Raw genomic sequence first — 14,764 nt, 5'->3', positions numbered from 1 at the left:
TAGGTGGCTGGATGCATAACGCGATCCTAGCCGAGGGTTCGGAACTACTTTGCGCGCTTTGCGCCATAGCGAGAACGAGCCTTCTTGCGGTTCTGAACAGCTGCGCAGTCGTAAGCGCCGCGGACAATCTTGTAGCGGACACCAGGAAGGTCGCGAACACGGCCACCACGGATTAGCACGATAGAGTGCTCCTGGAGGTTGTGACCCTCACCGGGGATATAAGCCGTAACCTCGATGCCGTTGACAAGACGGACACGAGCCACCTTACGAAGTGCCGAGTTAGGCTTTTTGGGGGTGGTGGTGAAGACACGGGTGCAAACGCCGCGCTTCTGGGGGTTGTGCTGGAGGGCAGCGTTCTTGGACTTAGCATGCTGCTGTACGCGACCCTGACGGACGAGCTGGTTGATTGTAGGCAAAGCTCTCTCCTTCGTACCCAATCGAAATCTGCTAGGCTGGCGTGGTATACGCCGCCGTTTTTATTCAAGGGCAGGGCAGCACCCCCATCCCTGGATTGACGCAAGGTGTAAATCTACGCTGATATCTCGCTGTTGTCAAAAAGCCACGCACCCGGGCGTATACTTCTTCCATCGAGCTTCCACAAGCTGTAGGTTTTGCTTTCCCATCGTAGGTTCTGCTTTCCCATCTATTCCTGGGCGGCAGGGTTTTGCTTGTTTAAAAGATCCAGCTTGTTTAAAAGGTTCAGTTTGGCCGATGGCAATACTCCGAATCATACTAGGCACCAAAAGCCACGTTCCATTTCATGCTGGGTACCAAAAGCCACACTACGTTTCATACCAAATGCCAAACGCCACGTTCTACTTCACTTTTTTAGCCAAAAGCCACATATCTCTTCATGTCCAAAAAATTTACCTGCGCAAACGTGAAGGCCATTGAAGAGATCTGTGGCTTTTGACATTTTTTCTGAAACAGAACGTGGCTTTTGACAAGCAAAGCCGTGTTGTTTGAAACGAAACGTGGCTTTTGACAAGCAGAACGATGCTGATTGAAGAGATGTGTGGCTTTTGGCAAACAAAGCTGTGTTGATTGAAAGAGTATGTGGCGTTTGGCATGTAGAGCTGCGTTATTTGAAATGATGCGTGGCGTTTGGCAAGCAGAACGATGCCGCTTGAAACAGAATGTGGCGTTTGACAGGCAAAGCTGTGTTGATTGAAGGAGTATCCCCTAGCGCTCTGGGCAAGCCATTCGTCTCATGTCCTCGTCGCATCTCAGCCTTAGTCGTTTCGCATGAAAAACCTCCCACTTCTCGTATCCAAGAAATGGGAGGCGCCTCACACAAGGCTCGAAGCCTATAAATCTCACCTAGTAGGCAAACAGATCTGCCTTACTCTTCATCCTCACGGCGTTCAACCTGAGAGAGAAGGTCGTGCAGAGAACCAAGATCCTCGTTGATGACTTCCTCATCACCCTGGTCGCTGCTACTGCCGCCAATCAAATCCTCCTGGGAAAGAACGCCTGGGGTGGCAGGTGCAGCAGTACCCAACATCACATCAGCATCAGGCGAGAAAACCATGTTGAACAACTGAGAGAGATCCTCGCTGTCAGCCTCGTCCTCATCGGGCTCCAGGATATAAAGCAGGCCGCGGGCCTCAAGACCCTCACGTAGCTCCTCGATAGCCTTGGCGCCGATGCCATCAATGTGCAGCAGGTCATCCTCGTTTTTGCCAATCAAATCACCAACGGTCTCAATACCCACCTCGGAGAACTTGTTGGTCCAGCGCTGCGACACACCCAGATCATCGTAGAGATACAGCTTGGCATCCTCGCTAGAAAGCGTGCGGCCATTCTTGGAGAAGACACCGCCATAGCCGTAATCATCGCCCACCCAATCGAGCTGCTTGGGCAACTTCTCCTCGATACCCTTGAGAGTATCGGGAGCCCACTCCGGCAGACTATTAGCCATGGGAGAGGTGGGTCCATCGATCTTTTGACCATGATAGGTAAGCTCGACATCGTTATAAGCGGCAAGGCCAGTACCTGCAGGAATACGCTTACCAATGATGACATTGGACTTGAGATCCAGCAGGTGGTCGGTAGCACCCTCGATAGCAACCTCAGTCAGAATGCCTGCGGTGCGCGAGAAAGATGCGGCGGACAGCCAGCTATCCACAGTACTTGCAACCTTGAGCGTACCCAAAATAACAGGCTCGGCCTCAGGTGCGACGCCACCAGCAAGGGTAATGTTGCGTACGGTATCAGCGAACTCGTAGCGATCAACGTACTGACCCAGCAAGTAAGTAGAGCTACCAGGGTTAGTAACGCGGACGCGACGCAGCATCTGACGGGCAATAACCTCAATATGCTTGTCGTTCAAATCTACACCCTGAGAGGTATAGACATCCTTGACCGACTTGACAAAGGTGTGCATCGTCGCCTCGATATCGGTGAGGCCACGAAGCTTGCGGAAGTTGACAAAGCCGCGAGTAATCTGATCACCAGCACGTACGGCCACGCCGTCCTCCATGCCAGGCATGAAGCGGACAGAAGCAGGCACACGCCACTCCTCCAGCACACGGGTCTCATCATCAAGATCCAATAACTGGATAAGGTATTCGGTCTGCTCGGGCGTAATGCGCAGGCGGCCAGAGTACGGAGCCAAGTCGGCCTCACGACCCAGAATTTTCTCGTTGACATTGCCAACAACGTCAAACATACGGGCAACCGTAGGAAGACCCTGCGTAATATCGTCAGCACCGGCAACGCCACCGGAGTGAATCGTACGCATGGTCAGCTGAGTACCAGGCTCACCAATGGACTGAGCAGCGATGATACCAACTGCTGTACCAATATTGACGGGACGACGGGTGGAAAGGTCCCAGCCATAGCATTTCTGGCAAACACCATACTTAGACTTGCAGGTAAGCAGAGCGCGGAGCTCAACCTTGCGCAGGCCAGAGTCATACATACGCTGGAGCTGATCGACAGACTCGACATATTCGCCACTAGCAACAATAACCTCGCCAGTATCAGCGGCAACGATGTCATTGAGTACACAACGGCCAACAAGGTCGGTGTCAACGGCACTCTCGCCCGGCTTGATGAGGTCATAAGAAACTGCCTCATCAGTGCCGCAGTCCTCCTCGCGAACAATAACATCCTGAGCGACGTCAATCAAACGACGAGTCAAGTAACCAGAGTCAGAGGTATGGGATGCGGTGTCAACAAGACCCTTACGAGCACCGTAGGTAGAAATGAAGTACTCTAGGGGTTCCAGACCCTCACGAAAATTGGACTTAATGGGCAGGTCGATTGTCTCACCAGACATATCTGCCATCAGGCCTCGCATACCAGCAAGCTGGCGCAGCTGTGTTTTTGAGCCTCGAGCGCCGGAATCAGCCATCATGTAGATGGGATTGTCACCAGAGAAGCCCTCAAGCATCTCGGTACCCAGCTGTTCCGTACAAGCCGTCCAAGCATTGACAACCTCATTATGTCGCTCGAGCTCGGTCAAAAAACCGTCCTCATAGCGCTCATTAATAGTGTTGACGCGCTCCTGAGTCTCAGCCAAAACCTCGGGCTTATCATCAGGAATAACGGCATCCCAAACGGAAATAGTCAAACCAGCGCGAGTTGCGTAGTGGAAACCAGTGGCCTTAATGGCATCCAGGATTGGCTCAACAGCAGCGGTGCTATAGCGATCGCAGCAATCGTTAACCAAAGCAGAGATGTCGCCCTTTGCCATCTTGTAGTTCATATAAGGATAATCAGGCGGCAGGCACTGACGGTTGAAGACAACACGACCAACCGTTGTCTCAAAACGCTCAGCATGTTCGCTGACGTCATATTCCTCATAGCTCTTCTTGGAGGTCATGACACGGAAGATCTCCTTGTCGCCCTCCTCGATATTGGCATCCGCGGCATCAATGCGCACCACGATGGGTCGGTGCAGATCCATCTCGGGATTGCCATCATAGGCAGCCAAGACATCCTCAAAGTTGGCATAGACATGGGGACGCTCGCCCTCGGGCAGCTCGTCTGAGGTGGTGAGATAGTACACACCAAAGACCATATCCTGAGAAGGAACGGTCAGCACCTTACCAGATGCAGGTGAGCGCAGGTTGTTAGAGGACAGCATCAAGACGCGAGCCTCAGCCTGTGCCTGAGTCGACAGAGGCACATGGACAGACATCTGGTCGCCGTCGAAGTCGGCGTTAAAAGGTGCGCAGACTAGCGGGTGCAGGTGAATTGCTTTGCCCTCCACCAAGACGGGCTCGAAAGCCTGGATGGACAGACGGTGCAGAGTTGGTGCACGGTTAAGCAGGACAAGACGGTCTTTAATGACCTCGTCAAGTACGTCCCAAACGATGGACTCACTACGATCGATGGCACGCTTTGCGCCCTTGATATTTTCAACGCGGTTAAGCTCAACTAGACGACGCATGACAAAGGGCTTGAACAACTCAAGCGCCATGGTAGAAGGCAGACCGCACTGGTGTAGTTTGAGCTGAGGGTCAACAACGATGACCGAACGGCCAGAGTAGTCAACACGCTTGCCCAGCAGGTTCTGACGGAAGCGACCCTGCTTGCCCCTAAGTGCTTCGGCAAGAGACTTAAGAGGACGGCCACCGCGGCCAGAGACGGGACGACCACGACGACCATTGTCAAAGAGTGCGTCAACGGACTCCTGAAGCATGCGCTTCTCATTGTTGACAATGATGGCGGGAGCGTCGAGGTCCAACAGACGCTTGAGGCGATTGTTGCGGTTGATAACTCGACGATACAAATCGTTGAGGTCGGATGCAGCAAAGCGACCGCCGTCAAGCTGAACCATAGGACGCAGATCAGGTGGGATAACGGGGATAACGTCGAGGATCATGTCTGCAGGATCGTTACCACCCTTGAGGAAGGCATCGACAATCTCCAGACGCTTGACAGCGCGATCCTTCTTTTGCTTTTGAGAATTCTCATCAGCAATGATGGCACGCAGCTCCTCGGCCTCAGTACCAAGGTCAACGTTGCGCAAAAGTTCGCGAACAGCCTCAGCACCCATGCCTCCCTTGAAGTAGATGGAGTAGTAATGCTTCATCTCAGAGAAGAGCGACTCATCAGAGATAAGCTCACGGGGCTCCAGCTGCATGAACTTGTCGTATGCCTCGCGACGAAGTTTCTTTTCGTCCTCATACTCAGCCTCAAGGTCGGCGCATCCCGCCTTGACCTCCTCGGCAGAAAGAGGCTCGACATCGCTGAACTCATCATCTGTTGCCTCGCCCTGAGCGATAAGACGAGCAATCTCGTCGTCACGCTCGGCATCGAGCTCTTCGAGGTCAGCAGCCAGCTCTTCTTTAAGATCCTCTGCATCAGCCTCACGAGCCTCGGTATCAACCTCGGTAATCACATAGCTGGCAAAGTAGAGGATGTTTTCCAAATCCTTGCTCTTAACGTCGAGAAGACGAGCCAAGGGGAAGGACGCGGGGCTCTTGAAATACCAGATATGAGACACAGGAGCTGCAAGCTCGATGTGACCCATGCGCTCGCGACGAACTTTGGAGGTAGTAACCTCCACGCCGCAACGCTCGCAGGTAATACCCTTAAAACGGATGCCCTTGTATTTGCCGCAGGCGCACTCCCAGTCCTTAACAGGACCAAAGATCTTCTCACAGAAAAGACCGTCCTTCTCGGGCTTGAGCGTGCGATAGTTGATGGTCTCTGGCTTCTTTACCTCACCATGAGACCAGCTACGTACCTGGTCTGCAGAGGCAAGGGAGATCCTGATCGCGTCGAAATCGGGCGTATCGAAATCTGCCACGTTCGCTACTCCTTATCGTCGATGCTGTTGGAGGCCATAACGGGCTCCGCGGCGGGAGCACCAATGAGGTCATCGGTGCTGTTTGCAGAAGCAAAGCTATCTACAACAGACTTGACCTGATCCTCGGCGGAAACCGGGGTGCTTGGTGCCTGCTTCTTATAGGTAATAGGTTCGATGTTGAGAGCCAAAGAGCGGATCTCCTTCACCAAAACCTTGAAGGACTCGGGAATGCCAGCGTCAGGAATGTTTTCGCCCTTGACGATGGACTCGTAAGTCTTGACACGACCATTGGTATCGTCGGACTTAACGGTGAGAATCTCACGCAAGACATTTGCTGCACCGTAAGCGTACAGTGCCCAAACCTCCATCTCACCAAAGCGCTGACCACCAAACTGAGCCTTGCCACCCAGAGGTTGCTGGGTAACCAAGCTGTATGGACCAGTAGAACGGGCGTGAATCTTGTCGTCTACCATGTGGCCTAGCTTGAGGATATAAGAGGTGCCTACCGTAATGGGGCTCTTGAACTTCTCGCCCGTACGACCATCGTAGAGAGGCATTTTACCCATGTTGTTGAGCTGCGGGATAAAGGCCAAATCTTCGGCATCTGCAGCGTCCATGTGCTCGCCATAAACGCGCTTGGCTTTGTTCATGATATTGACGTTGGCGCGGTGCTGAGCCTCGGCAACCTCAATATCGGATGCGCCATCAAAGACAGGCGTAGAGAGATAGAGGGGGCCGTCAACAACCTTGTCAGAATCAGCGTTCTCAAGATCCCAACCCTGAGCTGCAGCCCAGCCAAGGTGGCACTCGAGCAACTGACCAACATTCATACGAGAAGGAACGCCCAAGGGGTCAAGCAAGACATCAACAGGCGTACCATCTGCCATGTAGGGCATATCCTCTACAGGCAAGACATTGCAGACAACACCCTTGTTGCCGTGACGACCAGAAATCTTGTCGCCCTGCTGAATCTTGCGACGCTGAGCAACAAAGACACGGACGAGCTCGTTGACTCCAGGCGGGAGATCATCGCCAGCCTCACGGCTAAAGCGCACCACATCGACAACACGACCATAAGCGCCGTGGGGCATTTTGAGCGAGGTATCGCGGACATCGTGAGCTTTAGCACCAAAGATAGCGCGAAGCAAGCGCTCCTCGGCGGTCAGTGCAGTCTCACCCTTGGGGGTAACCTTGCCCACCAAAATATCGCCAGGACGGACCTCAGCGCCAATGCGAATGATGCCATCATCATCGAGATTGGCAAGCATGTCCTCAGAAAGGTTGGGGATCTCGCGGGTGATTTCCTCGGGACCGAGCTTGGTATCGCGTGCATCAATTTCGTGACGAGAAATGTTAACCGAAGTCAGCAGGTCTTCACGGACAACACGCTCAGAAACAATGATGCCGTCCTCATAGTTGTAGCCTTCCCAAGGCATATAGGCAACCGTAAGGTTAGCACCCAGCGCCAGCTCACCATGGTCGATAGAAGGACCATCAGAAAGAGCCTCGCCTGCCTTAACCTGCTGACCCACCTGAACGACAGGGCGGTGATTGATGCATGTGGACTGATTGGAGCGCTGATACTTAGGCAGCTCGTAGGTCTCGGGACCCTGAGCGGTATCAACCACTACGTGAGAAGCATCGACCTCAACAACGGTGCCAGCGTGCTCAGCAACAACCAGCTCGCCAGAGTCTTTAGCAGCACGGCGCTCAAGACCAGTACCGACAAAAGGAGCAGTGGTGCGCAGCAAAGGCACAGCCTGACGCTGCATATTTGCACCCATCAGGGTACGCTTTGCGTCGTCATGCTCCAAGAAAGGAATGAGGTTTGCTGCGACAGAAAGCATCTGACGCGGCGAAACATCCATGTAGTCAATCTCCTCGACAGGCACCTGCTCGGGCGCGCCAAAGGAGCCGTCAAAGTTGCGGGTACGAGCAACTACCGCATCGGGCTCGTACAGCTCACCGTTAGAGTGCACCGCAACAAAGCGGCCAGTCTTGGGATCGGTGGGAACGTCAGCGGGAACAATCTTGTGATTCTCTTCCTCATCTGCCGTCATCCAGTCAATCTCGTCGGTAACCTTGCCATCAACAACACGACGATAAGGAGCCTCGATAAAACCATACTCATTGACATGTGCATACAGAGCGAGCGAGCCAATCAGACCAATGTTGGGGCCTTCGGGCGTCTCGATGGGGCACATACGAGAATAGTGCGAGTTGTGAACGTCGCGGACAGCGGTCGGAACATTGGTACGACGGCTGGAGCCAGACTTGTGGCCTGCAAGACCACCAGGTCCTAGAGCCGACAGACGACGCTTGTGAGTTAGACCTGACAGCGGGTTATTTTGGTCCATAAACTGCGACAGCTGAGAAGAACCATAGAACTCCTTGATAGCTGCCACAATGGGACGGATGTTGATCAGCGACTGAGGTGTAATGTCATTGGGGTCCTGGCTAGCCATGCGCTCACGAATGACGCGCTCCATACGGCTCATACCGATACGGAATTGGTTTTGCACAAGCTCGCCAACGGTGCGAACGCGACGGTTGCCAAAGTGATCAATATCATCAAGTTTGTGATCTGCTTCACCTGCATGCAGTGCAAGCAGGTACCTGAGGGCAGTAATGATGTCCTCTGCAGTAATAACGCGAGAATCGCCATCAAGACCAAGCTTCTTGTTGATCTTGTAACGACCAACGCGAGCAAGGTCATAGCGCTGGTTGTTGAAGAAAAGGCCATCAATCAGCGAGCGAGCGGAGTCAACTGTAGGAGGCTCACCGGGGCGCTGACGACGATAGATCTCAAGCAGAGCATCATTGCGATTGGTAGAGACGTCGCGCTCAAGAGTGCTGCGGACAACGTTAGAATCGCCCAACAGGTTCAAAATCTCGTCATCATCCTCCGCGATGCCCAACGCACGCAGGAAGACAGTTGCAGACTGACGGCGCTTGCGGTCGATAGAAACCACCAAGTGACCGTGCTTGTCAATCTCAAACTCCAGCCATGCGCCGCGAGCAGGAATAAACTGCACGTGGTGTACGTCCATGCCATTGTCAACCTCATGAGAGAAGTAGACACCAGGCGAGCGGACGAGCTGAGAGACAACGACGCGCTCGGTGCCATTGATGACAAAAGTACCACGCTCGGTCATCAGGGGGAAGTCACCCATGAAGACGAGCTGCTCTTTAATCTCGCCAGATTCTTTGTTGAGGAAGCGCACATCTACAAAAAGAGGTGCCTGATAGGTAATATCCTTGGCACGGCACTCGGCAATAGTTGCCGGAGCGTCACCAAACTGGTGGTCGCCAAAGGTGACCTCCATTGTGCCCGCAGAGTTCTCAATCGGAGAGAACTCAGAGAGCGATTCGGCGATACCATCGCCCATGAAACGCTCGAACGACTCCTTCTGAACTGCGATGAGGTTAGGCAGCTCCATAGACGCGGGAATCTTACTGAAGCTAACCCTGCTACGCTCGGACTGCAGGTGCTGGGAAGACTTTGCGGTAGACACCAGGCGTATCCTCCTTAAAAGAGTAAAAGATGGCACTTTTCGCAATCTAATAAAGTACCGAAGAGTTCCTCTTTCGTCAAGAATTTGCTTGACTTTATTGGATAAAAATACTAGAAGGGCGTTTTTGCAGGTAAACTGTGGAGGCGATGTGTCGTTAGTTTGCCTGTTTTGCCACTCCTCGTTTGCTTGGCTTGCCTCTCCTTTATACAGATGGTTCGTTTCTCGGACTTTAGAAAAAATTGACCTGCCCTTTGTGCTTACTCACTCCGAAACATGAACCATTTGCGGTTTGCATTTGCGTTGGGCACACCTTGCCCTACGTAAAGAACGCGTAGGACCAAGTTGATGACCCATAACAAAAAAGAGCCCGAGACGAATCCCAGACTCTTTTATCTGTGAAGTCGTAGCGGTTTAAACCACTAGCTTTCACCAACAAAAGCAATTTGCCAAAAGGACAAATTTACTTCAGGGTGACGGTAGCACCAGACTCCTCAAGCTCCTTCTTGGCAGCCTCGGCGTCGTCCTTGTTAGCACCCTCGAGCAGGACTGCGGGAGCGGACTCAACCTTCTCCTTTGCCTCCTTCAGACCAAGGCCGGTGAGCTTGCGGACAACCTTGATGACAGCAATCTTGTTGTCGCCGAAAGCGGTAAGCTCAACGTCAAAGTTGGTCTTCTCCTCTTCAGCGGGAGCGGCAGCGCCAGCTGCGGGAGCAGCAGCAACAGCAACGGGAGCAGCTGCGGAAACGCCAAATACGTCCTCCAGCTCGTGAACCAGCTCAGAAAGCTCGAGGGCGGGCATCTCCTTCAGGGCCTCAATGATCTCTTCCTTGGTGACAGCCATGTCATTTCTCCTTTTATGTCGGGCACGCAGGTGCCCTGGTTAGCAACAAATGCGCTTTGTACGCGACGTGCAATCGTACGAGCTATGCAGCGTCCTTCTGATCGGCGATAGCCTGAAGGACAGTAGCAAGACCTCTTGCGGGACCTGCAGCGACCTGGGCAATACCGGACAGCGGGCTACCGATAACGTAAACGAGCTTAGCGATAAGTTCATCACGACCAGGCAGTTCTGCGTAAGCCTTGGCACCCTCAGCATCAAGAGCCTGACCATCAGCAATAGCGCTGATAAACTCGATCTTTCCGAGCTTCTGGGCCTGCTCCTTCAAAGCTTTTGCGGTGTCGACAGGATCCTTATCAAAGAAAACATATGCGCAGGTACCCTGCAGCGACTCGCTGATGTCGGGCTGACCTGCCTCTTCGAGAGCAATCCTGACAATGTTGTTCTTGTAGACCTTCATGTGTGCGCCCACCTCGGTGAGGCTACGACGCAACTGCTGGGTCTGCTTGACGGACAGTCCGCGATAATCAATGACAAACAGGCCTTCAGAAGCCTCAACATCAGCCTTGATCTTCTCGAACATGTCCTTGTTGGACTGAGCTGGCATTAGTTACACCTCCCTTGCATGCAATCGGGCACGCGCCGCCGGTGCTGGCGGGCCCTGCATGCGCTAAGACCCCACCTGGCGTGCCAGGCGGGGTCTTAGAAAGTGCATTCTAATGACCACCTCGGCAGGCGGGTCTCCCCTTTAAGCCTTGCGGCACCGGCTGTCTCTGGCAGCGGACGTGCTTTTTACCGTTAGTCATTCTTGCACGCACAAGCATCCACGTCAAGGTGCAGCGCGTGCTTCCAAGAAAATTCAAATTTGGCAGCAGCGGCATCAGGCTGGCAGTCGTCCATAAAAAGGCCCACGGCACCAAAGATGCCATGAGCCTTTGTGGTAGAGCCTAGAAGCGCTGCGAACAAACGGAGAGCTTATGCCTCTTCGCGTTTCATGAATGCGCGGACCACACCAGCAACTGCGGCTGCGCAGACAACGCCAGCAACACCGTAGAAGATGTAGGCCCAAGTGGGGGTCGGCGTCGGGGGCTGACCATTCTCATACACGTAGCTGTTGACTGCGGTGTAGAGGATGTTGTGGGAAGCCGTGCGCAGAGCAGAAACGGTAGAAGCGCTCTTGTCGGTAATCAAGTTGAAGCCTGTGTCAGTGGTTGCGAGCATTGCGTCACCACCGTTGCGAATCTCCATATCAGCAAGCTGATAACCATAACCACCAAAGTAGTCGGTCAGCACGAAGCCGCGGAAGCCCCACTCGTCGCGCAGAAGGGTCTGGAGCAGCGCGGGATGCGCACCAGCATAACGGTTGCCAATGTAGTTAAAGGCACTCATTGCTGCGGTTGCGCCGCCGTCCTTGACAGTAATCTCGAAGCCCTTGGTGTAAATCTCACGCAGAGCCTGCTCGTTAGACCAGGTGCAGAGCATGGAGTTACGGTTGGTCTCCTGATCGTTGACTGCGTAGTGCTTGATGAAGCCATACACGCCCAGCTCCTTAGCACCAGCAATCTGCTGGCCTGCCATGGAACCAGAAAGCAGAGGATCCTCAGAGAAGTACTCGAAGTTACGACCAGCGTAAGGAGAACGGTGAACGTTCAGAGCAGGTGCGTACCAACCAGTGACGTTCATCTCCTGTGCCATCTTGCCAATCATCTTGCCGTACTCAAGAGCAAGCTGCTTGTTGAAGGTATTGGCAACAGCGGTGGAAGCAGGGAAGCCGATGGAACCAACACCGGTGAAGTTGTTGTTCAGCGCAGCGGGACCGTCAACGTCAGCCTGAAGAGGCTTGTTGATGGAGGCAACGGCTGCATTGCCATAGCCAGCCATACCAACGAGGTTGGTCATCTCGTCATAGGTCAGCTCGTCAAGCAGGGTGTCCCAAGCAGCGTCCTCATAGTCCTTGCCATACAGCTCATAGAGAGACATGCCGTTCTTGGCGCCCGTGGTAGGCATCTCAACGTCTTCGTTGTCCTCAGGAGTGTAGTTGGTGTTGGTGTAGAAGCTTGCCTTCACCTCATCAGACATGGTGAAGTTGGTGGGAGCTGCGGTTGCCTCAGCGTAGTTGGCAAAGTGACCAGCACGACTCAGGTAGGTAACGCCACCGTTTGCATCATCAAAGATGTTGGTTGCAACGGTCTCGTCGCCATTGTGGGTGTTGTCTGCCGTGTTGTAGGTGATGGTCTCAGGAACATTGACTGTCTTCTGGTCAATGATGCTGTGAGAGTCGCTGTTGATGGAGACGATGTAGTCGCCCTTCTCAAGCACGTATGCCTTGGCGTTGAGGTAGTCGTAAGAGGCCATGTCATCATCGTCAAAAGCGATAGAGATGGTCTGAGATGCACCAGGCTCAAGGGTATCGGTCTTGGCAAACTCAACGAGATTGGCGCTTGCCTTCTCGATACCACCATCGGTATAAGGCGGGTTGTAATAAACCTCAACGACGTCCTTACCAGCAACTTTACCCGTGTTGATAACGGTTACGTCAAATCTGATGGTGCCGTCATCTGCATAGGTGACATCGCCCATCTTCTGCTCAAAGGTCGTGTAGGACAGGCCATGACCAAAGGGGTACTGAACCAGCTTGTCATAGTCGATTGCGCCCTCAGTAGCTGCAGTCTCGTAGTAACGATAGCCAACATAGATGCCCTCAACGTAGTCAACGAAGCTTACGACACCATCATTGGGACTGGGCTTTGCGTTGAGCTCCTTGGTGTTGTCATACTTGAAACTGCCGATATTGTTGTACCAAGGAGTCTGGGTAAAGTCACGGACAAAGGTATCTGCGGTCTTGCCGGAAGGATTGACCTTACCGGTGAGGATGGAGCCAAGAGCAGAGAAACCTGTCTGACCTGCAGGAGGAGCCCAGAGGAGGCCCTTGATCTGAGGGTGATTCTCAACAAAGCTCATGTTGAGGTTGTTTGCGCCGTTATAAACTACGACAACGTTGTCAAAGTTTGCGCACACGAGGTCAAGCATGTCGCTTTCGGTCTTGGAAAGCTCAAGGTAGCCCTGATCAGCGGTGAAGTCATCGTAGTCAGCCGAGTTGTTGTGATACACGGTCTCGACAGAACCCATGAAACCAGAGTTCTCTAGGTCAGATGCAATCTCTTTTGCAGTCTGGGGTCCCTTCACAGGAATGTTGCCCATCTTGTGAGGAAGGTCTGCACCCTCGCCGCCAGAACGGCCAATGACAACAACAGCAGTGTCGGAGTACTTTTTGGCGCTTGCCATCATCTCATCGGTGTAAGTAGCTGCAGGAGGCTCGGGAAGCGTCCACTCCTGATTGACCATACCGATGACAGGACGAGTAGAACGATATGCCGTATAGAAATCGCTGAGCTCGGTGTTGTACTCGATGCCTGCCTCGGTGAGACCCTGCAAAATAGAGGTGGTCTCATAGTTGGCATTCATGGAGCCAGAACCAGTACCACCATAAATAGGGTTGGTGGAGCTCCAACCAAAGACGTTAACCTTGGTGTTCTGCAGAGGAAGGACTGCGTCTTTGTTCTCAAGAAGAACGATGCCCTCTTCTTCAATATCGGTTGCAAGGTCCTTTGCCTGCGTAATGCTCTCCTGGCTCAGCTGGCCAGAACCAGAAGCATTGTTGAGCAGCGTCTGCAGCGGCCCAAACATCATCTGCTGGAAAGCAATCACGATGGCAGTAATGGCAACAAGCCACGTGACGGAATGAACAAGACGCCTCGTGCCCTTTTTGACAATACGTTTCTTGCTGGTAAAGATGGTCACCAGAATCGCCACAACGAGCGCAACGCCAACAATGATCAGCTGGGTCATAACGGAATTGAGCACCGTGATGACATCTTCCATGTTGATGCCTAGCATCCTCTTACCCCCTTCTTCAATCTCTACCGCACTAGCGGCTTTTGCGACCAGCGCTAGCTTCTAGCGCATACCGCCCTTTTTACAGCGCACACAAGCCATCTAACCCCAGAGAGACCTATGCGCAGTCTTGCTTACTACCACTCTAAATGCCCAAAGTGCCGACCTCGAAGCTTGGCGCAATCGGTCGAAAACATGGCGTAGTTTGCACCTGCTCGCACGCTTTGGCAGCTATCTCCCTTACTTGCTTTCGGGAGCAATCCAGAACTTGAGCAGAGGGAAGCTCACAACCACAGCCAACAGCGTGTTGACCACAGAAACCAAGGTTGCGGCAAGCTCAGAAGACATTCCCATGCTGCCTACAAAGAAGTTGGTAAGGTGGCCGGGTAACACAAGATTGACCACGATGATGAGAATGGCCAGTACGGCGTACTTGGGACCCGACTCAGAAAAAGCAGCATCGCTCTTGAAGACAAACTTCATCTGAACAAAGAAGTTAACAAGCTGTGCCACCGTCTCGGCAATAAGGAAGGTCAAAAACCCACCCAAGCCATTAGAGCTTGCAGCTGTGTAATTAAAGATAAGGAAGCTAAAGGGCTGTATCATGGCAAGGGCATTTACAAAGACCGCCGTACCAATCCAACCAAACGCAAAGCGCGCGATAGTTGAAACATTGGAAAGGATGTTGAACTTAATAAACTCCCAGAGCGCCTGATGTTGGTCTGCCCACTCTTTAAAAGCCATAATCTGTCC

At 53.0% G+C, this 14,764-nt stretch carries 8 protein-coding genes; all 8 read right to left on the bottom strand.

The window, feature by feature from the left end; translation table 11 throughout:
- Positions 1-44: 44 nt before the first annotated feature.
- The 8 genes from rpsL to ACO5JD_RS06255 all read right to left on the bottom strand — a co-directional run bounded on the left by rpsL (position 45) and on the right by ACO5JD_RS06255 (position 14,755).
- Complete coding sequence (gene rpsL, locus ACO5JD_RS06290; protein ID WP_021626910.1) at positions 45-416, bottom strand: 30S ribosomal protein S12; 372 nt, start codon at positions 414-416, stop codon at positions 45-47.
- 926 nt (positions 417-1,342) lie between these two features.
- Entirely contained in the window at positions 1,343-5,764 is a 4,422-nt protein-coding gene (locus ACO5JD_RS06285) for a DNA-directed RNA polymerase subunit beta' (protein WP_484988491.1), read from the bottom strand.
- 5 nt (positions 5,765-5,769) lie between these two features.
- Positions 5,770-9,279: a DNA-directed RNA polymerase subunit beta gene (gene rpoB, locus ACO5JD_RS06280; RefSeq protein ID WP_484988489.1), complete on the bottom strand. Its 3,510-nt coding sequence runs from the start codon at positions 9,277-9,279 to the stop codon at positions 5,770-5,772.
- 460 nt (positions 9,280-9,739) lie between these two features.
- A complete protein-coding gene (gene rplL / locus ACO5JD_RS06275) occupies positions 9,740-10,120 on the bottom strand; it encodes a 50S ribosomal protein L7/L12 (RefSeq protein ID WP_484988487.1) in 381 nt (126 codons plus the stop codon).
- 82 nt (positions 10,121-10,202) lie between these two features.
- Positions 10,203-10,724, bottom strand: a complete 522-nt coding sequence (rplJ, locus tag ACO5JD_RS06270; RefSeq protein WP_021626916.1) for a 50S ribosomal protein L10 — start codon at positions 10,722-10,724, stop codon at positions 10,203-10,205.
- A gap of 191 nt (positions 10,725-10,915) precedes the next feature.
- Positions 10,916-11,083, bottom strand: coding sequence for a hypothetical protein (locus ACO5JD_RS06265; protein ID WP_484988485.1), 168 nt, complete (start codon positions 11,081-11,083; stop codon positions 10,916-10,918).
- Between the two features lie 9 nt (positions 11,084-11,092).
- On the bottom strand, positions 11,093-14,014 hold the full coding sequence (locus tag ACO5JD_RS06260; RefSeq protein ID WP_484988483.1) for a glycoside hydrolase family 3 protein: 2,922 nt from the start codon (positions 14,012-14,014) through the stop codon (positions 11,093-11,095).
- A 237-nt stretch (positions 14,015-14,251) separates the two neighbouring features.
- Positions 14,252-14,755, bottom strand: a complete 504-nt coding sequence (locus tag ACO5JD_RS06255) for a PTS cellobiose transporter subunit IIC (protein WP_484988481.1) — start codon at positions 14,753-14,755, stop codon at positions 14,252-14,254.
- Positions 14,756-14,764 lie beyond the last annotated feature (9 nt).

Source organism: Olegusella sp. (assembly GCF_057238325.1).
This window is presented reverse-complemented; position numbering and strand designations above follow the sequence as displayed.